General features: G+C 70.0%; 25 protein-coding genes. 17 read left to right on the top strand and 8 right to left on the bottom strand.

Features of this window, described 5'->3' with window-relative positions; genetic code table 11:
- Positions 1-13 precede the first annotated feature (13 nt).
- Complete coding sequence (locus V6V47_RS00315) at positions 14-748, top strand: hypothetical protein (RefSeq protein WP_334625857.1); 735 nt, start codon at positions 14-16, stop codon at positions 746-748.
- Here V6V47_RS00315 and V6V47_RS00310 read toward each other — a convergent pair.
- Positions 745-2,106: a serine/threonine-protein kinase gene (locus V6V47_RS00310; protein WP_334625856.1), complete on the bottom strand. Its 1,362-nt coding sequence runs from the start codon at positions 2,104-2,106 to the stop codon at positions 745-747. The genes V6V47_RS00315 and V6V47_RS00310 overlap by 4 nt on opposite strands.
- 58 nt (positions 2,107-2,164) lie before the next feature.
- Between V6V47_RS00310 and V6V47_RS00305 the strand changes: the two genes are divergently transcribed.
- Positions 2,165-2,710, top strand: coding sequence for an RNA polymerase sigma factor (locus tag V6V47_RS00305; RefSeq protein WP_334625855.1), 546 nt, complete (start codon positions 2,165-2,167; stop codon positions 2,708-2,710).
- A gap of 54 nt (positions 2,711-2,764) precedes the next feature.
- On the opposite strand, the gene V6V47_RS00300 is transcribed toward V6V47_RS00305, so the two are convergent.
- On the bottom strand, positions 2,765-3,949 hold the full coding sequence (locus V6V47_RS00300) for a DUF418 domain-containing protein (RefSeq protein ID WP_334625854.1): 1,185 nt from the start codon (positions 3,947-3,949) through the stop codon (positions 2,765-2,767).
- A gap of 148 nt (positions 3,950-4,097) precedes the next feature.
- Here V6V47_RS00300 and V6V47_RS00295 point away from each other — a divergent pair, with 148 nt between their 5' ends.
- From V6V47_RS00295 to V6V47_RS00280, 4 genes are read left to right on the top strand one after another with little or no spacing between them, the layout of a single operon-like run.
- Positions 4,098-4,628, top strand: a complete 531-nt coding sequence (locus V6V47_RS00295; protein WP_334625853.1) for a hypothetical protein — start codon at positions 4,098-4,100, stop codon at positions 4,626-4,628.
- A gap of 56 nt (positions 4,629-4,684) precedes the next feature.
- On the top strand, positions 4,685-5,527 hold the full coding sequence (locus V6V47_RS00290; protein ID WP_334625852.1) for a DUF4097 family beta strand repeat-containing protein: 843 nt from the start codon (positions 4,685-4,687) through the stop codon (positions 5,525-5,527).
- A 21-nt stretch (positions 5,528-5,548) separates the two neighbouring features.
- Positions 5,549-6,538, top strand: a complete 990-nt coding sequence (locus V6V47_RS00285) for an ATP-binding cassette domain-containing protein (protein WP_442934169.1) — start codon at positions 5,549-5,551, stop codon at positions 6,536-6,538.
- Positions 6,535-7,323: an ABC transporter permease gene (locus tag V6V47_RS00280; RefSeq protein ID WP_334625851.1), complete on the top strand. Its 789-nt coding sequence runs from the start codon at positions 6,535-6,537 to the stop codon at positions 7,321-7,323. The genes V6V47_RS00285 and V6V47_RS00280 overlap by 4 nt, the downstream gene beginning before the upstream one ends.
- Positions 7,324-7,497: 174 nt before the next feature.
- Here V6V47_RS00280 and V6V47_RS00275 read toward each other — a convergent pair whose 3' ends face one another.
- The 3 genes from V6V47_RS00275 to V6V47_RS00265 all read right to left on the bottom strand — a co-directional run bounded on the left by V6V47_RS00275 (position 7,498) and on the right by V6V47_RS00265 (position 10,979).
- Positions 7,498-8,223, bottom strand: coding sequence for an ArsR/SmtB family transcription factor (locus V6V47_RS00275; protein ID WP_334625850.1), 726 nt, complete (start codon positions 8,221-8,223; stop codon positions 7,498-7,500).
- A 923-nt stretch (positions 8,224-9,146) separates the two neighbouring features.
- Positions 9,147-10,277 carry a DUF1996 domain-containing protein gene (locus tag V6V47_RS00270; RefSeq protein WP_334625849.1) on the bottom strand — a complete coding sequence of 377 codons (1,131 nt, stop codon included), beginning with the start codon at positions 10,275-10,277 and terminating at the stop codon, positions 9,147-9,149.
- A gap of 246 nt (positions 10,278-10,523) precedes the next feature.
- Complete coding sequence (locus tag V6V47_RS00265) at positions 10,524-10,979, bottom strand: GNAT family N-acetyltransferase (protein ID WP_334625848.1); 456 nt, start codon at positions 10,977-10,979, stop codon at positions 10,524-10,526.
- 147 nt (positions 10,980-11,126) lie between these two features.
- On the opposite strand from V6V47_RS00265, the gene V6V47_RS00260 reads away from it, so the two are divergent.
- Positions 11,127-11,945 (top strand): hypothetical protein, encoded by an 819-nt coding sequence (locus tag V6V47_RS00260; protein WP_334625847.1) that lies wholly within the window; start codon positions 11,127-11,129, stop codon positions 11,943-11,945.
- A gap of 30 nt (positions 11,946-11,975) precedes the next feature.
- Here the strand turns inward: V6V47_RS00260 and V6V47_RS00255 are convergent, their stop codons facing one another.
- Positions 11,976-12,959: a hypothetical protein gene (locus V6V47_RS00255; protein ID WP_334625846.1), complete on the bottom strand. Its 984-nt coding sequence runs from the start codon at positions 12,957-12,959 to the stop codon at positions 11,976-11,978.
- Between the two features lie 141 nt (positions 12,960-13,100).
- Between V6V47_RS00255 and V6V47_RS00250 the strand changes: the two genes are divergently transcribed.
- Together V6V47_RS00250 and V6V47_RS00245 are read left to right on the top strand one after the other, a co-directional pair.
- Positions 13,101-13,739 carry a class I SAM-dependent DNA methyltransferase gene (locus V6V47_RS00250; RefSeq protein WP_334625845.1) on the top strand — a complete coding sequence of 213 codons (639 nt, stop codon included), beginning with the start codon at positions 13,101-13,103 and terminating at the stop codon, positions 13,737-13,739.
- Between the two features lie 319 nt (positions 13,740-14,058).
- Positions 14,059-14,445 (top strand): GNAT family N-acetyltransferase, encoded by a 387-nt coding sequence (locus tag V6V47_RS00245; protein ID WP_334625844.1) that lies wholly within the window; start codon positions 14,059-14,061, stop codon positions 14,443-14,445.
- Between the two features lie 184 nt (positions 14,446-14,629).
- Here V6V47_RS00245 and V6V47_RS00240 read toward each other — a convergent pair whose 3' ends face one another.
- Entirely contained in the window at positions 14,630-15,643 is a 1,014-nt protein-coding gene (locus V6V47_RS00240) for an ADP-ribosylglycohydrolase family protein (RefSeq protein WP_334625843.1), read from the bottom strand.
- A 131-nt stretch (positions 15,644-15,774) separates the two neighbouring features.
- On the opposite strand from V6V47_RS00240, the gene V6V47_RS00235 reads away from it, so the two are divergent.
- The 3 genes from V6V47_RS00235 (at position 15,775) to V6V47_RS00225 (ending at position 18,380) form a co-directional block, all read left to right on the top strand.
- A complete protein-coding gene (locus V6V47_RS00235; RefSeq protein ID WP_334625842.1) occupies positions 15,775-16,482 on the top strand; it encodes a hypothetical protein in 708 nt (235 codons plus the stop codon).
- 134 nt (positions 16,483-16,616) lie between these two features.
- The gene (locus V6V47_RS00230; protein ID WP_334625841.1) at positions 16,617-17,096 is read left to right on the top strand and encodes a hypothetical protein; all 480 of its coding nucleotides are present in this window, start codon (positions 16,617-16,619) and stop codon (positions 17,094-17,096) included.
- 75 nt (positions 17,097-17,171) lie between these two features.
- A complete protein-coding gene (locus V6V47_RS00225) occupies positions 17,172-18,380 on the top strand; it encodes an MFS transporter (RefSeq protein WP_334625840.1) in 1,209 nt (402 codons plus the stop codon).
- On the opposite strand, the gene V6V47_RS00220 is transcribed toward V6V47_RS00225, so the two are convergent.
- The gene (locus tag V6V47_RS00220; protein WP_334625839.1) at positions 18,365-18,970 is read right to left on the bottom strand and encodes an HD domain-containing protein; all 606 of its coding nucleotides are present in this window, start codon (positions 18,968-18,970) and stop codon (positions 18,365-18,367) included. The two genes, V6V47_RS00225 and V6V47_RS00220, sit on opposite strands and share 16 nt — an antisense overlap.
- Before the next feature lie 134 nt (positions 18,971-19,104).
- Between V6V47_RS00220 and V6V47_RS00215 the strand changes: the two genes are divergently transcribed.
- The 5 genes from V6V47_RS00215 to V6V47_RS00195 are packed head-to-tail and all read left to right on the top strand — an operon-like array spanning position 19,105 to position 21,954.
- Positions 19,105-19,545 (top strand): YbaB/EbfC family nucleoid-associated protein, encoded by a 441-nt coding sequence (locus V6V47_RS00215; RefSeq protein WP_334625838.1) that lies wholly within the window; start codon positions 19,105-19,107, stop codon positions 19,543-19,545.
- Between the two features lie 5 nt (positions 19,546-19,550).
- Complete coding sequence (locus V6V47_RS00210; protein WP_334625837.1) at positions 19,551-19,871, top strand: type VII secretion target; 321 nt, start codon at positions 19,551-19,553, stop codon at positions 19,869-19,871.
- Positions 19,872-19,881: 10 nt separating this feature from the next.
- Positions 19,882-20,583, top strand: a complete 702-nt coding sequence (locus tag V6V47_RS00205; RefSeq protein ID WP_334625836.1) for a WXG100 family type VII secretion target — start codon at positions 19,882-19,884, stop codon at positions 20,581-20,583.
- Positions 20,584-20,590: 7 nt separating this feature from the next.
- Positions 20,591-21,355, top strand: a complete 765-nt coding sequence (locus tag V6V47_RS00200; protein ID WP_334625835.1) for an EndoU domain-containing protein — start codon at positions 20,591-20,593, stop codon at positions 21,353-21,355.
- A gap of 5 nt (positions 21,356-21,360) precedes the next feature.
- Positions 21,361-21,954: a hypothetical protein gene (locus V6V47_RS00195; RefSeq protein WP_334625834.1), complete on the top strand. Its 594-nt coding sequence runs from the start codon at positions 21,361-21,363 to the stop codon at positions 21,952-21,954.
- Positions 21,955-22,076: the final 122 nt, after the last annotated feature.

Here is a 22,076-nt window from a genome sequence, read left to right as displayed (position 1 = left end):
GGACGGAGCATCCATGCGCGGCAGACTGCTCATCGGGATAGTGCTCAGCCTGACGTTCGCGACCGGCTGCGCGGCACCGATCGACCGTTTCGGCGGCGACGCCGCGCCCGCCGGTTCACCCATCGGCAGCGCGAGCCCAACGGGCCGGAGCGGCCCGGCGACCGCCAGCCCCGGCCCGAGCGGCACGGCGAGCGCGAACTCCGGCCCGAGCACTCCGGCGGCCGGCAGCGCGGGGCCGAAAGCCCCGACGACCCGCGCCTCCACACCGGGCGGTCAGACGAGCCAGATCCGACGGACCGACTGGACCAACGCGGTCATCGACAAACTGGAATTCTGCGGGGAGTCCGATGACTCCGTGACGTTCCGCAACGGATCGAACGGCGCAGACGTGCCGTGCAGGATCCTGCCAGGTGGCGCGCGGCCGGTGTACGCCGAGTTCGTGGTCGAGGAACCGGCGAACGCCCCGTCGAGAGAGGACGCGCTCATCCTGGTCGAGCTGGGCAACGCGGACACGAACCGGCAGCAGGCCCTCGTTCCGGTCCAGCTCGGGGACCGGGGCAAGGGCCTCTTCGCGTGGCCGGTCATCGTGGGGGAACGGTCCAGCTCGGATGGCCGGGGCATGACGTTCATCTCGTACCGGGTGCTGGGCAACTACATGGTCGAGGCAACGGTTCGTCGGCTCGACGGCGGCACCGAGACCCGTCGGTGGAACCGCGTGGACGGTAGCGGCAACTGGGAGCGGTACTAGTCTTGCGTGGCCGTCGAACCGTCCACCCGCAGGGTGCCGAGGATCTCGTCGGTGCGGTCGGGCTCGCTGATCTGCTTGATCTGGACGTACACCCCGATGGTGCCCCCGGGCGCGACCAGGATGGCCTCGCTGAAGGACGTCGAGGTGCCGCCGCATCGCGTCCACCGCACGAGGCGGCCGCCGAGAGCGCCGACCGTGACCGTGCGGTCGGCCTCGCGTGTGCAGCCGTCGTGGGCGAGCAGCGCCGGTCGATCGGCCGCGCCACCGAGGGACCTGCTCACCCCGGCGAAGACGCCCGGGGTCGGGCTGTCGACGTCGGACCAGGTCGTGAGATCCGGCCCGACGAGCAGCCCGGGGCCGCGGCCGTTGAGCAGACCGATCGCGGCCGTGTTCCAGCCGCCGTCGCGCAGGTGCCTGGCCCAGCCGTCGGGCACGGCGACCGATACGGTCCCCGTCGCGTCGGTCACCCGCGTCCAGCCGGGCCGGGTGGGGGAGGCGGGGATCGCTCCGGCCAGGAGCAGCACCGCCGCGATCGTGGCGAGCGCCGCGACGGACCGGCGCACACGCCGCCACGGCGAGCGGGCGGAGTGCGCGACGAGCAGAGCGTCGAGGGCGGCGGCGTACGCGGCCGCAGAGGGCCAGCGGCGGGTGGGATCGGGGTGCAGAGCCCGGCGTACGACGCGCTCGATGGCGGCTGGCATACGGCGCGTCGCCACCACCTCCTGCCCCGGCGCCTGCCCGGTCAGCATGTGGAGGGTGAGGGCGCCGATCGCGTACACGTCGGCGCGCGCGTCCAGCCCGCGGCCGGGCGTACGCTGCTCGGGCGCCATGTACCCGGGGGTGCCGGCCACCATCGTGAAGCCCGAGCCGTGGGCGAGGGCCTTCGCCAGCCCCAGGTCGGCGACCAGCACCCGCTCCCCGGCAGGGGCGACGTCGAACAGGACGTTGGAGGGCTTCAGGTCGCGGTGCAGCACCCCCTTCTCGTGCAGGACGGCCACCGCCCGGGCGATGTCGGCGGCGGTGCGCAGCGCCTCACGCACCGGCATCGGGCCCGTGGTCAGCCGGTCGGCGAGCGTGCCGCCAGCCGCGTACGTCATCACCAGGTACGGTCGGCCGTCGGGCAGCTCGCCGATGTCCAGCACGCGGATCAGGTGGTCGGAGTCGACCTGCCGCATGAACCGGGCCTCCTGGCGAAAGCGCGCCCGGATGTCGGCGCGCTGCGACCAGTTGTCGGCGAGCACCTTGACCGCCACCGGTGACTGCAACTCGTCGTCGTAGGCCAGCCAGACCGTGGCGAACGCGCCGGTCCCGATGGGGCGTCCGACGCGGTACCGGCCGATCTGGGGCGGGATGGACACGGCCGTATTATCCGACGGCCGGGCAACGGGTGACGTACCTGAGCGGGGGACACCGGTGGTGGACGGGGCAGACACCGAAGAGCTGGCGCGCCAGGCCGCAGCCGGCGACAGCACGGCACTCGACCGGCTGCTGCTGGCGATCCGTCCACGCGTGCTCGAGCAGTGTGGACGGTTCCTGCCCTGCCAACAGGACGCGGAGGAGGCCGCGCAGGACGCGCTGGTGCAGGTGGCCAGGCACATCACCCGGTTCGAGGGCCGATCGCTCTTCTCCACCTGGCTGCACACCGTGGTCGCCAACTGCGCCCGCCAGACCTACCGGTCGCTGCGGCGGCGGTGGGCCGAGCAGCCGAGCGCGATGCTGCCGGTCGATGTCGCGGATCCCCGTACCACCAGTGTCATCGCCGGCTCGCGCCTCGACCTGTTGGACGCCTTGGACCGACTGGAGGCCCATCGCCCGGAGTTGGTGACCGCACTCGTGCTGCGTGACCTGTGCCAGCTCGACTACCAGGAGATCGCCGGGCAGTTGGGCATCCCGGTCGGCACGCTGAAGTCACGGATCCACCATGCCCGCCGGCACGTCCGCGAGTCGTTGCAGGCTGATTGACGGTTTGCCGACGGTCGCCTCCAGGACCGATTGGCCGCCACCCGCGTCCTCTGGTCAACGGCGCAACGCGGTCCGTTCCCTGTTGGTCCAGGCCCGCAGGCCCCACTCCACGGGGCCGTACCGGAACCGGCGCAGCCACCAGGCACTCACGGCGACCTGCCCCACGAAGATCGCCAGCGCGAGAAGCAGGACCTGTGCGGGCGGTGTGTGTCCCGCGAGGCCGAAGCCGGCACCGGTGAAGATGATGACGCAGACGAGCGACTGGCCGAGGTAGTTGGACAGCGCCATCCGTCCCGCCGGTGCGAGCGCGTCGGCGATCCACCGTCGCCGCTGGAAGAGGCGCAGCATGGTCGCCGCGTAGGCGGCGGCGAGGAACGGGGCGGTGAGCACGCTGACCATCAGGCTGGTCAGGTTGCTGGTGCCGCCGCCGACAGCGAAGACCGTCGCGCCGGCCAGGCCGACCGGGTAGCCCACCACCTCGATCCGGTGCAGCAGTGCCCGGTGGGCGGCGACGTCGGCGAGCATCCGCCGCTTGCCGGCCGCGAGCCCGACCAGGAACGCCGAGAACGCGAGCGGTCCCTGGACGGCGAGTCCGCCGAGCATGGCCGGGAGCGACCGCAGGTGCTCCAGGACGACGGAACCGAAGCCACCCTGCATCGCCGCCGTGGACCGGGCGCCGGCCTCGATGGCGGCTGCGGTGTCCGGCACGAGGGTGGTGCCGAGCACTGCGGCGATTCCGCTGAGGAACGCGATGAGGCCCACGATCCAGGCCGCCGCCAGCAGGGCGGTGCGGGGTGCGATCCGTCGTACGGCGAGCAGGACGAGCCCGAGCAGCGCGTACGTGGTGAGGATGTCGCCGTGGAAGAGCAGGACCGCGTGGAGCGCCCCGATCAGGAACAGCCCCGACAACCGGCGGAGGAATCGTGGCGTGAACGAGACACCGCGCCGGGCGGCCGACTCGAGCTGCAATGTGAAGCTGTAACCGAACAGGAACGAGAACAGCAGATAGGCCTTCATCGCGAACAGCAACTCGACCGCCATGAATACCATTCGGTCAAAATCGCTGTGGTCGGGGTCGCGGACCAGATGGAACGCGTATCCCGAGGCGAAGTAGGCGATGTTCACGAGCAGGATGAGCAGTAGTGCGCCCCCGCGCAGCGCGTCGATGTCGTTGATCCGAGCGGCCAATGCTGACTGTCGACGGCTGTTGTTCTGCCGTCCCTCCGTTGACGACTGCATTCTTCGAAGCTATTCGGACCGCGTGTGCGCCGAAATCCCGTAGTCCGGACGATCTCGGGTAGGGGTGTCCCTACCGCGCCGCGCGCCGTGGAGCCACCCTTGAGCCAACCGGTTGCAATCTGAGCCAACGTGGTGCCATGATGGTGCCATGGAGCTGAGGTCGTACGTCGAGAACCTGCGCAACGAGTTCGCGGTGGCCGCCGAGGGGGTGGACCCGGACGGTCGAGCAGTGGCCGAGCGGCTCGTCACCCAGTTGGAGGCGGCGACCCGTCTGACGGTGCTCGAAGCGCTGTCCGACGCGGCCGACGAGATCACCCGTGACCTCGCCCCCGGGTCGGTGCACGTCCGGCTGCGCGGGCGCGACGCGGACTTCGTGGTGACGCCGGCCAACCCGCCCGTTGAGGCCGCGGGCGGGGACAGCGGCCCGGCCCCGATGCCGGCCCCGGTGCTCGCACCCGAGGGCGACGACGGCGGCACGTCACGGATCAATCTCCGCCTCCCCGACCACCTCAAGGCCAGCGTCGAGGAGGCCGCCGGCCGGGCCGGGCTGTCGGTCAACGCCTGGCTGGTCCGAGCGGTCGCCGCTGCCGTCGCCGCGGGCGATCCGGATCGTCACCCGCCACGGCGGCCCGAGCCGCAGTCGCGATCCGGCCAGCACTTCACCGGCTGGGCGTGCTGACCCGCGCCCGTCCCAACCTCCAGCCACCGTCGCCGAGCACATCCCGGGAGACCACCATGCCTGTCTTCAACACACCAGAACCGATCACCGTCCAGGTCGAGCTGCCCGTCGGCGACGCCTGGATCACCGCGACCGACCGCACCGACACGGTCGTGGAGGTACGGCCCCGCGACGCGTCGAGCAAAGCCGACGTGAGCGCTGCCGAGCAGACCACCATCGAGTACGCCGCCGGGCGACTGCTGATCCGGGTGCCGAAGAGTTGGCGTCGCATCGGCTTCGGTAACGGGCCGTCGGTCGATGTCCTGATCGAGGTGCCGAGCGGATCACGGGTGCAGGCCGACGCGTCGTGGGCGGCGTTCCGCTGCGAGGGGCGACTCGGCGAGTGCCGTTTCAAGACCGGGGGTGTGATCCGGCTCGACCAGACCGGGCCGCTGGACGTCGACAACAGCTACGGCGACGTCCAGGTGGAGCGTGTCGTTGGTACGGCCCGGGTCAAGGCCGCCTACGGCAAGGTGCGCATCGGCGAGGTCGACGGCGCCACCGAGATCAAGAACTCCTCCGGCGACTGCTGGATCGGCCAGAGCAGCGGGGACGTGCGGGTCAACACCGCGTACGGCGACGTGACCGTCGACCGAACGACGGCCTCGGTGTCGGCGCGCACCGCCTACGGCAACGTCCGGATCGGCGAGGTCGTACGAGGCTCGATCGAGCTGCGGACGTCCTACGGCGCCATCGAGGTCGGCATCCGCCGCGGCACCGCAGCCTGGTTCGACGTGTCCTCAAGCCACGGCCGGGTGCACAACGCCCTCGAGACGACCGACAGCCCTGGGCAGACCGACGACAAGGCCGAGGTCCGGGCCAGCACGTCCTACGGCGACATCGTGATCCGCCGCGCCTGATCCCCCCGACACCGTCCGCACATGAGGGAGACCATGACCAGCCCCGTTAAACCCGCGATCATCACCACCGGCCTGCGAAAGTCCTACGGCGACAAGATCGTGCTCGACGGCATCGATCTGACGATCACCGAGGGCACCATCTTCGCGTTGCTCGGCCCCAACGGCGCCGGCAAGACCACCACCGTGCAGATCCTGTCCACCCTGATCCAGGCCGATGGGGGCCTCGCCCGCATCTTCGGCAATGACCTGACGCGAGACCCGGACGCGGTACGCGACCTCATCGGCGTCACCGGCCAGTTCTCGGCCGTGGACAACCTGCTCACCGGCCAGGAGAACCTGAACCTCATGGCCGACCTGCGCCACCTGGGCCGGGCCGCCGGACGCCGCCGCACCAGCGAGCTGCTCGAGCAGTTCGACCTGACGGAGGCGGCGGGAAAGCCGGTGGCCACGTACTCCGGCGGGATGCGCCGACGGCTCGACCTCGCCATGACCCTGGTCGGCGACCCGCGCGTCATCTTCCTCGACGAGCCGACCACCGGCCTCGACCCGCGCAGTCGACGCGGCATGTGGCAGATCATCCGTGCCCTCGCCGCCGAAGGGGTCACGATCCTGCTCACCACGCAGTACCTGGAGGAGGCCGACCAACTCGCCGACCGGGTCGCGTTCCTCGACCACGGCCGCCTGATCGCCGAGGGCACCCCGCACGAGCTCAAGCGGCTCATCCCCGGTGGTCACGTCCTGCTGCAGTTCACCGACCAGGAGGGGCTCGACTCGGCAGCCCGCGTGCTCGGGTCGACCGTCCGCGACGACGCGGCGCTCACCCTCCAGGTCCCGAACGACGGCGGGGTCGGTGCACTGCGATCCCTGCTCGACCAGCTCGACCGCGCCTCGATCGACGTGGCCGGCCTCACCGTGCACACCCCCGACCTCGACGACGTTTTCCTCACCCTCACCGGCCAACCCGACACCCAGGCCGGCCGACCCGACTACGAAAGGGCCACGGCGCGATGACCACTCTCTCCCTCGCCGTCCGCGACTCGAGCACGATGTTGCGGCGCAACCTCCTGCACATGCGGCGCTATCCGTCGATGACGCTCATGCTCGTCGGCATCCCGGTCATCCTCCTGCTGCTCTTCGTCTACGTCTTCGGCGGCACGCTCGGCGCCGGCCTCGGGCCCTCCGGCGACCGCGGCGACTACGCCAACTACGTCACCCCCGGCATCCTGCTGATCACAGTGGTCAGCGGGGCGCAGGGCACCGCCATCTCGGTCGCCATGGACATGAACGAGGGCATCATCGCCCGCTTCCGTACGATGGCGATCTTCCGACCGTCGGTCCTCACCGGGCACGTGCTGGGCAGCGTGATCCAGACGCTGCTCAGTCTCGCGGCCGTCATCGGTGTGGCACTGCTCATCGGATTCCGGCCCACCGCCAACCCCGTCGAATGGCTCGCCGCGACCGGCGTCCTCGCCATGGTCACCGTCGCGCTCACCTGGCTGTCCGTCGCCCTCGGCCTCGTCGCCGACAGTGTCGAGAGCGCGAGCAACCTGCCCATGCCGCTGATCCTTCTGCCGTTTCTCGGCAGCGGGTTCGTCCCCACCGACTCCATGCCGACGGCGGTGCGGCTGTTCGCCGAGTACCAGCCCTTCACCCCGGTCATGGAGACCCTCCGCGGCCTGCTGCTCGGCACCGGGATCGGCAGCAACGGGCTCATTGCGGTCGCCTGGTGCGCCGTCATCACCGTGGTCTGCTTCCTGTGGGCGAAGGCGCTGTACAACCGAAACCCCGCGCGCTGATCCATACCGCTCCGTACGGGGATCCCGGACGGCTGCCCGGACGCCGGCTGCGCTGGCAACCGGCGGGAACGCCTGGACTTCGAGGACCGGACCTGGACCGACAGGCGCCCCCGCAGCGTCGGCGACACCGGACCGCCGAGGCACGCGATAGGTGTGTAACCCGGGGAGGGCCGGTCATCCGCCCTCTGCGGCGGCAGCCAGCACGGCTTGACCGAGTGCCGTGACGGCGTGGTACACCGCTTGACCGTCCCGTCTGCTGGTGACCAGGCCGGTCGTGCGCAGGGTGGCTGCGTGCATCGAGGCCGACGCCGGGCTGATCCCGAGCGCTCCCGCCAGCCCGCTGGTGGTGTGCTCGACGGTCAATGTGCGCAGGACGCGCGTCCGGGTGGATCCGAGCAGGCCACGAAGCGCCTCGTCGTGCCCAGCGGTCGCCCGCTCCGAGTGGGTCCAGCAATCGGCGGGCATGGGGTAGACGAGAGTGGTCTCGCTCCAGGACCGGGCCACGCCGGGTCGGGTCCAGATGGACGGCATCAGGCGGAGCCCTCGCCCGCCGAGGTCGACCTCGGCGTGGAACGGCCCGTCGACCTCGAGCGCGCTCTGACGCCACCGGATCCCCGTGTGCAGCGTGTTCAGAACGACGGCCACACCCTGCGTCGCGAGTTGCCAGGCTCGGCGCTTCATCTCGAACGACATGGCGCGTCGGATCCCTGGCCAGAGTGGTGCCAGCACATTGTCGTGATAGATCCGCATGGACTGCCCGAGGTACTTCAACGCGGCCACGCGCCCCTGGGCGAGATCCCGGACCCACGGTGGGGGGCCCTGCGTCCACGGCAGCTCGGTCAGCTCGGCTTGGAGGCGTGCCGGATGTGTCGACTGGACGACGTCGAGCGCCTCGTCCAAGGAGCCGGCGCTCTCCGGTATGAGGAAATCGGGAATGCCCCCGCTAGCTGGAACGAGGTCCAGTAGTTGACGCGCTCGCGCCGGGATGTGTCGGGTGCGTCCGGCCCTGTGGAGGCGCCGGAACGTGCTTCGGGGCTGCTGGATGACCTGCGCGCTGACGGCCAGTTCGCAATAGGGGCCGGGGAGGGCGAGGGTGACCCGGGACAAATCATCAACATCGAGCCTGAGCCGTATCACCAATCTGCACCCCGTTTGATCGGCTGACAACGATGCAGTATCGCATCTACAAGGGAAAGTCTCAAGCATCATTTAGCGGAGGTTGAAAGGATTCCCGATGGGACGTCGCAGTGCCAAGGATTGTGGGTGGCGAGCAATCAACTGATCGATGGGGAGGAATGTAATGCGCTTACGTCAAGTGCTCACTGGGATGGGTCTTGGTGTTGTGCTCATCATCGGCGCGATGCCCGCACCGGCTCAGGCCCATCAATCGGCTGCCCACGAAACCGCGCCCACGTCTTCCGCGGCGGCCGCCTGTCAAAACCCGACGCCCAGGCTGGACAGACCGACCAACGGGACGGTCGTCAGTGCGAAGGCTCCATTGCGGATAGGCCCGAACGAGGTGTGCCGTCCGATCGGGACGGAGCTGAAAGATGCTTCTCTCATTTTCTACTGCTACGTGCGAAACAGCGCTGGAAATACGTGGACCTTCGTGGAGAACCCGCGAGTGCTCGCCTACGGCTGGATTTACGACAAGCACTTGAGCGGTAACGGCAGCGCAGTTCCCTGCTAGCCGAGCATTGGATGGTCGCAATCCATTTCTGAACGGCGTCCGAGATTATCCCTGAACGACGACGACGGCGGACGGTCAGCCCCGGATGGGGGAGGACCGTCCGCCGCCAGCAGGCGTGGTGCCGCGATAACCGCTAGAAGTTACCGGCCGAGTTGCACTTCACGCCCTGGTCGAGGCAGTTGCGCACCCGTGCGGCGAGCGCGTCGTCCTGCCACGCGTTGAAGAAGTCCGCGTGCATCGAGAACGTGGTGCCGGACGCGAGGGAGACGCCGTCGGTGTTCGCGCTGAGCGGGTACGAGATCACGAACGACACTGAGGGGACCGGCACCGGGTGGCTCGACGGGCAGGCGCCGGTGCGGTTGTCGAAGTCGGCCATGTGCGCCTTGTGGTCCGGGCTGTCCAGGTGCTTGCCGTCCCAGCAGTCCCCGAAGGAGATCTGCCGGACGATGTGCGCGGTCTTGGCGCAGACCGGCATGACCTTGTCGGCGCTCCGACCGATCTCGCCGCCGATGCCGGCACACCAGAAGTGGTTGCCCTGCTTGTCCGGGGTGTCGACCTGGTTCTTCGCGTTACCCGTGACCATGCGCAGGCCGAACGGGAAAGGCTGGGTCTTGCTCGGGTCCTTCAGGCGGGAACCGTAGTAGACGGTCACCTCATCGGGTTCGACGACCTTTCCCTTCTGGATCATCGTCGGGATCCAGTAGGCGGACTGGTCCTGGGGCGAGTTGCACGTGGTGGCGGTCGACGCTCGCAGCGACTCGGCGGTCGAGTTGGCGTTGGTCGACTTGTTGCCCCAGAACGTGTGGTTGTGCGAGGCGCCCTTCAGTTTGGGCAGCACGATCGGGTCGTCGTTGTTGCGGTGGCTGGTCGTGCAACCGACGTTGAACTCGGGCACCTTGACCGGGTTGCCGGTCACCGGCTTGGGCTTGCGGGCGAAGAACGCCTTGGTCGCGGCCGCCTGCGCCGCGGCGTCGACCTTGAGCCAACTGCCGGGCGAGGTGGGCGTCGTGTTGGTGGGCGGGGTGGCCGACGCGCCCGTCGCGGGTGGGGTGGCCGAGGTCGCCGTACCCGGTGTGGCCGAGGCGCTGCCCGGGGCCGCCGACGCCGACGCGGCGGGGTCGGTCGAGCCCATGCCCGAGTCACCGGACGGACCGGACGCACCGGGGGTGCCCGGATTCTCCTTGCATCCGCCCGCGAGCGCCACACTCAGCAGCAGCAACGCGGCGACCGAACGACGTCGTCTGGGGGTGGGTCGTACATTCATGTGGGGTCACACCTTTCATCCGGAAAGGAAGACTACGAGTGCGCCCCTGCTCATTTCGAGCCAGAATGTTTATCTCTTTCTTAAATCTCGCTCCGCGATCGGCGGATCTGCTTTCTGGAGCCACCGAGCTGTCGCGTCGATCTTATTTTCTCGGTTTCTCGCCAAAAACCGTAATCTGCGATGCCGCAGTAAGGTCGCCATTCTGCGGGCCCTATTCGCACCGCGGCTGCGTGCGCCTCGGCGGGATCACCACATCAGCACGCCGACGGTCTCGCCCTCACTCTGCTCGCCGGTCGGCCGGAAACCCAGTGTCAGGTAGAACTCCTCGGGCCCGCCGGCGCGAGGCTCCCAGGTGACGTACGCCCGGGTGCCGCCGCGGCTGCGGATCTCCGCGCACGCGGCCTCGACGGCGAATCGACCGTAGCCGTTCCTCTGGGCGTCGGCCGCGATGTTCAGCCGCCAGAGGCCGGAGCGCCGGTCGTCGGGATCGCGCTCGGGGTCCCAGGGCAGGTCGAAGAAGGCCATCAGGAAGCCGACCAGCCGATCGCCGTCGTAGATCAGCCTCGGCCAGGCGTGATCGGGGAAGACGTACGCCTCGGCCAGCGATTTCACCACCGGCGCGACCAGATCCTCCTGGTCCGGGCGCACGGACAGGGCGAGCGCCGCCTCGTAGTTCTTCGGAGTGATCCGCTCCAGCCGCATCGGCGGACCATAGCGGGCGGACGCGGGCTCAGCGAGCGGATTTGGGATGCGTGCCGCCTCGGCCTCCTCGGTGCGTCAGCCGCGCCGTCGGCCATGGCCCCGCTCTTCAGTCACCTGCCGTGCACGGCCCACAGGCATAATGCGCACGTGTCGCACGCCGATCTCACGTTCGCCGCCTGGATGGCCCTGCCCGACGAGGCCGCCGGTCGCACCGCCGCCGCCATCGCCCGTCGCATCGACGCCCGCCTGGTGGGGACAAGCCCGCAGGTGTACGCCAATCAGGTCGGCCGGGTCGCCCTCTTCGAGCGCGACACCATCCGCTACGCCCTGGTGCCCGGCGGCACCGTGCAACTCGGCTACGACGCCGACCGTTTCGCACCGAGCGACCGGCAACTCGCCGACTTCGCCGAGTCGGCCGCAGAGTGGGACCTGTCCGGGCCACTCAACCGTTTCGTCGCCGAGGTCACCTCGGCGCCGCGCCAGGTGGACCTACCGGCCCGGCTCGTCGCGGTGCGCTCGGAGGAGGCCGACGCGCTGTTGGCCGATCTCGACGACAGCGACGAGGCGTACGACCACGCTGGGCTGATGGCCGGCCTCGGCAGCCGCGGCCTCAGACCGCCGACCCCGGACGAGTGGGAGTACGCCTGCGGAGCCGGCGCCTCCAGTCTGTTCCGCTGGGGTGACGACTACCCCGAGGGCGAGCCGTACGGGGATGTGCCGCTCATTCAGGAGCCGAACCTGTTCGGGCTGGTCATCGCCGACGACCCGTACCGGTCCGAGTTCACCACCGAGCCGGCGGTGCTGGTCGGTGGTGATGGTGGCTCGGCTCTCTGCGGCGGCTACGGCAGTTTCCTGAGCTGGCTCACCCTCGCCACCGCGTACCGGGAAGCCGACTTGGCGGACGCCATCTACGACGGTGGCCTTGTCGGAGAGACCCCGGTGCGGCCCGTCCTGGAGATTCCCTGACCACGCTCCCTGGTCGACGGGTACGGGCGGTCACTGCATGGCGGTGGCGGCCGGGTGGTCGAAGGAGACCGGGCAGCGGAAGACGTACAGGGCATAGCCCCGGCCGATCTCGACGGCGGTGGGTGTGAGCGATGTGCTTGCCGGCTCCTCCTCCACCGGCCGCCAACTGCTGTCCGGCCCGTGTCGCTCGGTCGAGGCGGCGGTGAACAGCAGCGTCATCGCTGTGCCGCACTCGGCGCAGTCCATCGGGTGCGGGTCGGTCAGCGACCAGTTCGCGTAGCCGCCCACCTTCCAGCCCGGCGCGAGCGACAGGTCGCGCTGGTAGCTGTGCCCGGTCTCCTTCCTCCACGCGGTGATCCGAGCGTTCAGATCCTCGGGCAGCAGAGCGCCGTACTGGTACTCGCGGACCTGCTCCGGGTGCACGACGCAGGGCACCGGCAGGTAGGAGTCGCTGACCACGGGTGGCTCGGGGGCCGTGGTCAGCGGGTCGACCACGTCGGCGCTGCGTCGCCAGTACAGCCGTACCCGTGGGTTGTAGCCCTCCTCGGAGTGATCGAGCGGGCACCAGAGCACCTGGAGCAGGTCGGTGCCGTCCGGGCCGGCGAAGTCGGGAACGTCCCGACGATGCAGCTGGGCGACCGGGATCAGCGGGATCGGTTGGTCGAGCAATTCGTCCGGCTCGGAGAAGTCGTAGTCGGGCACCACGGCCCGCTCTTCGGCCGTCAACTCGTAGGCGCCGGTCGTGTCCGCCCGAAGCTGTGCCGCCGCGTAGATCTCCCGGCTGCGGCGGACGGTCGCTGGTGTGCTGAGTTGGTCGGCGTCGTGGGCGTCGCCGTCCAGGCAGACCGGCCAGGGCTCGTCGGCCGGCCAGAGTAGCGGGCCGCCGACCGAACTGTCGGCGGTCGTGGGCTTGCCGGGTCGGGGATGCAGCCGGGTGGCCGTCGTCGAATGGTCGCGCAGTTCTGGGAAGAGTGCGGTGATGTCCACCGGTCGCGGCGGCGTGGTGCGCGTCATGGCCGGCGATCATAGGGGCCGGGTAGGACCAAGGGGACCCCGAAGTCGCGCAGCGTGGCCCTTAAGGTCTGACTCACGCAGGCCGGTCACGATGTCGGCCCGGCCGATGCCGTTGGCCGGGTCGGCGCTATCGTGCAGCGCATGGCCGTTACCGGTTGGCTCGACGACACCCGGGCCTCCTACGACACGGTGGCGGCCAGTTACGCCGAGCTGTTGCGTGACGCTCTCGCCGGCGAACCGTTCCAGCGGGGCATCCTTGCGCTCTTCGCCGAACTGGTGCGGGCCCAGGGCAACGGGGCGGTCGCCGACATCGGCTGCGGCCCGGGCCGGCTCACCGGCTATCTAAACGGCCTCGGCCTGGACGCGTTCGGTGTCGACCTGTCACCGGCGATGATCGAGGTAGCCCGGCGGGACCATCCCGCCCTGCGTTTCGAGGTGGGCTCCATGACTCGCCTCGACCTGCCCGACGGTTGTCTGACCGGCCTACTCGCCTGGTTCTCCCTGATCCACGTTCCCGACGACGAGGTACCGAGAGTCCTGTCCGAATTCCACCGGGTACTGCGGCCCGGTGGAGTCGTGCTGCTCGGGTTCCACGCCGGCGACGGCAGTCGACTGAAGACCGAGGGCTACGGCGGTCACCCGATGCACGTCTACGTACACCGCCGCCCGCCGCACCGGGTCGCGGCCTGGCTGCAGGCCGCCGGCTTCACCGTCGAGGCCGAGATGACCCACCGGCCGGCGCCGAACGTCGAGGGCGGGTTCGTCTTCGCCCACCGCTGACAGGGGCGGAGGCATCCGAAACCGCAGACCAGACGGGCCCGGACGGCCCGCCTGCCCACCCCAGCGAAGGCTTGCGCCGTCCAGGATCCATGTCGGATGTTCACGCCCGACCGTTCGCCTGACGTGGTGCAGTGCCTACTCCTCGGCGAGAACTCGCTGGTCGTAGCCGTTCCTCAGTCTCCTGCCGCGACGCCCGATTCGCCGCAGATGCGGACGCTGAACGCGGGCGCGACATACTTGCTCCATGGATAGAGCATGGAGGCTTCGTCCAGCGCTGTCTGCGGACGCGGAATGGCTTGCTGACCTCAAGGCGCGCGCCATGCGCCCAGACCTGGAACGCCTGGGACTGTGGGATAAGGAGTGGGCTCGCCGCCGGTTCCTGGACACCTACGTTCCTGCCAACACCGACATCATCGAGGTCGACGAGGAGCCGGTGGGTGTCATCGCCGTGCGGCCCGAGGTCGATGCGCAATGGATAGAGCACTTCTATCTTGATCCTGCGATTCAGGGTCGGGGCATAGGCAGTCAGGTACTCCGGTACGTCATGGACGCCCACCGCGACGCGAGGCCTTTCCGGCTTGCCATCGACCGGGGTAGCACGGCGCGCTGGCTCTACGAGCGAGTTGGCTTCGTTCACCTCTGCGACGACAGCAACGGCGTGGATCAGATTTTTGGCGCTCCGGGAACCGCTGCCGCGCGAACGTGACGATCAGATCCACCCCCTGTCACGTCGGGGGTCCGCCTTCCTCCCCAAGCAGTAGGCGGCACAGCATCGGGCCATCGAGCACAAGACAGCACTGGATGACCCCGGCTTGCTGAGCCGAGGCGAGTGCACCGACATCGACATGTGCGGACGTCGACCGATCGGCAACCCGGATCACCGTGGCTGACTAGTCCCAGGCGTGGCCCATGGCGGTGAGCTGGTCGGCGTACTCGATCTGATCCTGCCAGTGCGCCGGCCAGGCCGCCATGCCCAGCGAGGCGCCGAGGAACGCCCCCGCCAGGCACGCGATGGAGTCGGAATCCCCGGACGTGGAGGCCGCGCGGGCCAACGCCGTCACCGGGTCATCGGCATGCCAGATGGCGCAGAGCAGCCCGGTGGCCAGGGCCTCCTCGGCGATCCAGCCGGCCCCGGTGACCCGGCAGGCGTCCCCGCCGTCGTCGGCCATGCTCAGGGCGAGGTCGAGACGGTCCAGGACGCCCAGGCACTCGTCCCAGCCCCGGCTGACGTAGTCGGCCGGGGTCTCGATGCCGGGCTGCTGCCAGAGATCGTCCAACCACGACAGTCGATAGACCGTGCGCTGCTCGTGCGAGCGGGCGCGGAGCAGGCCGGGCAGCGCCGCCACTTCGGCGCCGTCGCGCAGCATCCGGACGGCGTACGCGGTCAGCTCCGAGGCCGCGAGCGCGGTCGGGTGCCCGTGGGTCATGGCCGCCTGGAGTTGCGCCACCCCAGCGAGTACGTCGAGGTCGTAGTCGGGCACCAGCCCCACGGGCGCGACCCGCATGTTCGCACCGCACCCCTTCGAACCGGTGACCGTGGCCTGGGTCCAGGGCACGCCGAGCGAGAGCTCGCCGCAGGCTCGCAGGCACGTCATGCCCGGAGCCCGGTTGTTGTCTGGGCTCGTGGCCCACTGCACGAACCGCTCCCGCAGCAGCGCTTCCAGCGCCTCCGGGGAGGGCTCCCGCGCGTCCAACAGGGCGTGACCCACGGCGAGCGCCATCTGGGTGTCGTCGGTGACCAGTGCGGGAACCCCGGTCAACTCACGCGGGCCGTCGGGCCCGTACCGATTCTGGATCTCGGCGGTCGTCAGGAACTCGGTCGGCTTGCCCAGCGCGTCGCCGTACGCCAGCCCGAACAGACAACCTGCTGCGGTATTGGCTGCGGCCGGTCTCGTTTCCTGCACGCGGCATGTTACCCCGCCTCAGCCGGGCATTTTCGGCTTGGCGCCAGCGGAGGCGATTCATCAGGCGGTCCGCATTGGACACCCATTGCAACAATGGCGGCTGTGGTCCAGTTGCGCGAGGAGCAGGTGCCGTGCAGATCATCGAGGTGACCGATTTCGGAGTCCGGTCGGCGGTTATCCGCCTGCGGCGCCGTGAGACGGCGCTGCAGTTCGTGCTGTATCCGATGATCCACATGGCGAAGCCTGAATTCTATGCCGCGGTGACCACCCGGCTCAAGCGGGCCGACATGGTCGTGGTCGAGGGCGTGGGTGACGGTCAAGGGAAGAGCTCGGTGCTGGTCGGCGCGCTGACGCTCAGCTACACGGTGCTCACGTTCAACCGGCGGGTGAAGCTGGTCAAGCAGGACATCGACTATGCGGCGTTGGGCGTCCCGGTGGTACGCCCCGACGTCAGCCTGGACGAGTTCGCAGCCGGCTGGCGGCGTGTGCCGCTGGCGACGCGGCTGATGATGTGGTGCGCACTCCCCGTCGTCGTCGGCGCCCGCCTCTTTGGCGGTACCCGGATGATCTGGTCACGGTCGATGGAGCAGAACGACTTGCCCTCTCCCGAGGAGGAAGACCTCGCTGACTGGTCGCCGAAGCTGGAGGCCGCCTTCGGCGGCGAACGCGACGACCGTCTCCTGGCTGCCCTCACCCGTCTCCATGAGGAGCGTTGCGGGGAGGACATCGAGGTCGCCGTGGTCTATGGCGCGGCCCACGTACCGGCCATCGTGCACGGATTGCACCGGTACGGCTATCGAGCACGCGCCGCCGACTGGCTGACCGTCGCCGACCTGTGACCCGGCCGACGCTGCTGGTCAGGGCGACCGTGGCGCACCGCAGAGCCATCGCCGACGGAGGACTTGCGATCTCGTGTCGATCACCAGTCCGGCAAGCATCCCGCCAGGGTCTGGCGTCAATGTAACGTTGACGTGTGACGTCTGAGCTGGCTCAGTTGGCCGACGTGCGCGCTACCCGCGCTCGGTTGGACGAGCAGGAGTTGGAGCTCATCGACCGGGCGCGGCACTCCGGCGCCACGTGGGCGCAGATCGCGCAGGCGCTGGGCTTCGGCAGCCGCCAGGCCGCGGAGCAGCGCCGCCAACGCCTCGTGACCGCGCGGTGGTCGCGGCGGCAGCATCTCGATCTCGGCTACGCACCGCGGATCGCGGCACTCCGCGCCGCAGTGGCCGACCTGCGGCGGTGGATCGAGACGGATCGGCGGTGGGACGCGCGTTTTCGGCGGGCGGCGCTCGTCCGGAGCACCGTGGAGGTCGCCCTGGACGCCGCTCCGGGCTCGTTGTACGCGTTGGCACTGCACCTCATCGCTGATCTCACCGACGCTGGTGAGGGGCTGCCCGCCCCGGTGCGAGCTGCCGCGGCGGATATGGCAGCCGCGCTGTCAACGGACCGTTGACAGGCCGAACCAGCGTTGCTCCGCGCAGGCTCAAGAATGAGGATATGAGTCTTCCCGGATCAATCTGGAGGGCTCATGCGCCGCAATGCCGGCCTGTTCGTGGCGATCTCACTGCTGTCGGGCTCCGGCAGCAGCGCCATGTCGTTGGTCGCCGGCATCTGGATCCTGGATCTCACCGGGTCCACCAGCCTCGCGGCCCTCGCCGGTCTCTGCGTGTACGCCCCGGTGCTCGTCGGCCCCTGGCTGGGCGGACTGCTCGACCGGGCACCCCGACGGCCGCTGGTCATCGTCGTCAATCTCCTGCTGGCAGCCGTACTCCTGGCTCTCTTCGCGGTCCGCGGGCCCGAGCAGACGTGGCTCCTCTTCGCCGTCTCGGCTACCTACGGTCTCAGCTACGTGCTGATCGACGCGGGCGAGACGGCGCTGCTGCCGTCCGCGCTGCCACCGGCGGACCTCGGTGACGTCAACGGGTGGCGATCGAGCGCGCAGGAGGGCATGAAGCTCGTCGCCCCACTGGCCGGCGCTGGCCTGTACGCCTGGCAGGGCGGCCACGCGGTCGCCGTGCTCAGCGCGGCCATGCCGGTGCTGGTCGCCGTCCTCTACGCGGCGGTGCGCCTGAACCGGACGCCACCGGAGCAGCCGACACGGCAGCAGCGTGGCCTGCGGGCCGGGCTCGCCGTCCTGTCCGGGCAACGGGCGACGCGCGTACCGGTCGCGCTCGCCGCCGCCGCGATTGCCATGTCCGGCTTCTCGACCGCGGCGGTCTATGCGGTCGTCACCACGGATCTGGGCCTGCCGACGACGTTCCTCGGGGTGCTGGGCAGTGCCCAGGGCGCCGGCTCCATCGCTGGCGGTCTGATCGTGGGCCGGCTCCTCACGCGGCGCGGCCCCGTCGGGGTCGGTGTCGCCGGGACGGTGCTGTTCGCCGTCGGCTGCCTCGCGCGTTGCCTGCCGTGGTGGCCGGCCGCGGTCGTCGGTGCGGTGGTCGCCGGCATCGGCCTGCCCTGGACGCTGGTCGCAGCGGTGACCGCCGTGCAGACGCACACGCCGACGGCGCTGCTCGGCCGGGTCGCCGCGACGGCCAACTCCGTGATGTTCGGGCCGATCACGCTGGCGATCCCCCTGGGTGCGGTGGCCGTCCAGCTCGGTGGCCGTCCACCGCTCATCGCCGCTGCCGTGTTCTGCCTGGCGGCTGCGGTTGCCGCGTCCCACCGCCCGCGCGGGCAGTGGAATGCCGATGAGGCGCCGCACCGCACGGCGGTGCCACGTCAGACGACAGGATGACCCTGCACCGGATGGGTGGCTTGGAACGCGAGCCGGCGGTCGGCGTCGGCGCCGATCCGGTCGAGGATGTCGTCCAGGTCCAGGAACACCGACCACGGCTCGCGACCGGTGACGTCGGCCAGTCGGTCGACGAGCAACTGCTCCAGGTCGGTGACCCGCTTCCCCTTCCAGATCTTGTCCGCCAGGCTGACCAGCAGGTCGTCGACCTCGATCCCGGCTTCCTGCCAGGAGGCGTGGGTGCGCGCGTAGCGGGCCAGCGACGCGGCGACACCGTGCCGTAGCAGCAGTTCGTAGCCGGCGGGCTCGTGGGCGGAGCCGGGGCCGGACAACTCCTCCGGGTGCACGACCTTGCCCATGTCGTGGGTGGCGGCGCCGAAGAGCACCGCCGCGCGGTTGACCGGGAGCTGCGGGAAGCGGTCCGTCAACGCGTCCGTGAGCTGCGCGGCGACGTCGTGGACGGCCCGCAGGTGTGCGGCCAGGCGCGGCGGCGCCTGAAGTGTTTCCAGCAGGGCAACGACCTGGTCGGGGAGGGGCCGCAGCGGCGGGTCACCGGGCACGGTGAGGGCGCGGCGCAGCGCGTCGGAAGTCACCCTCGCAAGGGTACGAGCCGCACCGGACAACGGGCTTGGCGTCGGATGAGGGTTCACCGCGGTGCTCGCCACGGGACTCCCTCGATCGCGGATGCTTGTTAGACTCCGCCACTGATGATCATGGCGGGGGGAACATGAGCGCCGGCCTTGCGGGCGATGGTGGTGGACTGCTGGATCCGGACAGCGCCAGGGAGCGACTCTCGGCGTGGCAGGGCCGGATCGGCAAGCTGGCAGCCGACACCAAGGCCATGAGCGACCGTCTCGAGCACCTGCGGGTGACCGCGTCCGACGGCAACAGGCTGGTCGAGGTCACGATCGATTCCGCTGGGGCGCTGGTGGATCTGCGGCTGGGCCAGCAGACCCAGCGACTCGCCCCGGATGTGGTCGCCAGGACGATCATGGCCACGATCCGTGCGGCCAAGGAGGAGTTGGCCGACCGCTCACAGGAGATCATCGCGGAGACCGTGGGGACCGAGTCGGCGGCGGCACGCGAGATCGCCGAGCGCGTCGGGCAGCAGCTGCGCGGTCCGGACCCGGGCGCGGAGACCGGCGACGACTCTCGAAGCTGGCGGTGAGCCCGATGGACGACGGGTTCGCGGTCGAGGCGGAGGAGATCCGCACCCACGCGCACAACATCGAGGCGCTGGCGGAGCGCTTCGCGGCGGTGAAGGCCGCCAGCGCGCACATCTCGCAGGACGATTCGGCGTACGGGATGCTGTGCGGCTGGATCTCGGCGGTCCTGGAGGGCAAGCACACCCGACAGGACGAGCTGTTCGCCGAGGTGGAGGAGAACCTGAGGCTGGCCGCCACGGGCCTGCGTCAGACCGCCGACGGTTACGACGCGGTCGACGACGACAACGCCACCCTGCTGCACGGGGTGGGGAACCAGTTGACCCCGTGAGGACGGCGCGATGACCGACGGTTCGCTCGTCGCCGACGTGAACTCGACGCGTGAGGTCTGGACCGGCGCCTCCCTCGCCGACAGCGTCGAGAGTCTGGTCGACGCGATCAGGAGTGAGGGCTGGGTCGACGACCTGTTGGCGGGTGCCGCTTTCGGGCTCGACGTAGCGGCGAGCGTGATGGATCCGTTCAGCGCGCTGCTGGCCAACGGTCTGGGTTGGGCGATGGAATACTTCGAGCCGCTGCGGGAGATCCTCGACGATCTCACGGGGATGCCCGATGTGGTCGCCTCGCATGCCGCCACCTGGAACAACATGGCCACCGAACTGCACAGCATGGCCGCTGACCTGCGCGCACGCCTCGACGGCGACCTGCCCCAGTGGTGGGGGCAGGCCGCGATGGCGTACCACGGTCTGATGGACCACAACGTCGAGGCCCTCGGCGGCCTCGGCGCGGTCTCCGCCGCGATGGCGGCGGCCACCGAGGGCGCCGGCAACCTGGTGGCCTTCACCCGCGACATCGTGCGCGACCTCATCGCCGACCTCGTGGCGCGGGTGATCGTCTGGGCGGTCGAGGCCATCTTCGTCGTCACGATCCCGGTGGTCGCCGCGCAGATCGCGGCGGCCGTCGTCAAGTGGGCCGGCCGCATCCTCATGTACGTCGGTGCCCTGATCACCAGCCTGACCAACCTCACCCGCATCGTGAACGGATAGGGCGTCCATGGCGAAGCCCGGAAAGCCCCCCGGCGGTGGCGGTGGCGGTGGTGGCGGTGGCACCGGCAAACCCCCGAAGAGCTACGGCGGCATCAACGCGGGCAAGGGCATCTCCAGCGCGCAGCAGGCCACCGGCCAGGCATCGAAGCAGGGGCACCCTCCCGGCGTCGCCGGCCCGGGCTCGACCAGTTCGAAGCCGGCGAAGCCCACTCCGCCTCCCGCGCCGACCCAACCGCCGACGGCGGGTGGCGTCCACCACAGCGACGCGTCGAGGAAGCACATCATCGAAGGCGACGGCGGCCGGCAGGGCGGCCACCTCGCGGGCACCGGCTTCTCCAACAAGACGGAGTTTCCGAAGAGCTGGGATGAGACGAAGATCCTCGACGCCGCGCACCAGGTGACGCAGCAGGGCCCGCCCTCGAAGGGGCCGTACCTGACCAAGGACGTCAACGGCAACCCGGCGTGGGCGTACGACTACACGGGCGTGGTCGACGGGGTTGAGGTCAAGACGACCGTGCTCGCCGACGGCGAGATCCGCACCGCGTACCCCCCGGACAAGTCCAACCCGGGCGTCATCAGCAACCCCCCGGCGCCGAACCCCGCTCCGCAGGGAATCCCGAACGCCGTCCCGCCCCGTTACAGTAATCCCGCTGCCGGCGGCGACGGCAGTTGGACCTGGGAGGGCCCGAAGGGCGGCCGGATCATCCGGGTGGTCCAGGACGACCAGGGCAACGTCACGAAGACCGATCTCGGCGAGTACAAGAAGAAATGAACACCATGGATGCGAAGACCTACGCCGCGGCCGCCGAGGTGTGCAGGCGGCTCGCGGGCCGGCTGTCCGACGACGTCCTCGGCACCGTGCGGGAGAACTACGCGGCGGGCGAGCTCGACCTCGGCGACACCGCGCTCCTGCTCAACCTGGCGTACCAGGGCGTCGGCATCACCCTCGAGGAACAGGCCCTGATGCGGTCCTTCCTCGGCGACCCCGACGGCCCCGACCTGGCCGAGGTGCCGGTCATCGCCGAGGTGCCGCCACCCCCGTACCGGTTCAGCCCGACCGGCCCCGCGCACGCCCCCGACCCGACCCGGGCCGACACCCTCCTGTCCGCCGCCGCCCCGCTCCGGCACGGCCGCAGCCTCCACCGCGCCTGGCGGGCACCCCTCGACGGGGCACCCGACGGGGCCGCGTGGTCGTACGTGTTTCAGGTGGCCGAGGGTACGGACGAACTCGCGACGTACTCGGGCGTGATGGCGGAGCTGTGGGTCTCGCTGCAACTGAAATGGCCGGTCGAGGTCATCGTCGAGAACTCGCCGCGGACGCCCTACCAGGCCGCCGCGCTGGCCGCCGCGTCCCCGGTCTGGCAGGCCTGAGGCGCGACCCGCTGTGCCGCGGGTTCGGCGAACGTTCACCGACAGCTTGTGGCGAGGACATCGCCCGGGGCGCCCGCCTGCCTAGCCTCACCAGGGCAAACGCACCCCAAGAGCTGAGGTAC

Source organism: Micromonospora sp. CPCC 205539 (assembly GCF_036906815.1).
Classification (GTDB): Bacteria; Actinomycetota; Actinomycetes; order Mycobacteriales; family Micromonosporaceae; genus Micromonospora.
Note: the sequence above shows the minus strand (reverse complement) of the source record. Positions and strands in the feature narration are given on the sequence as shown.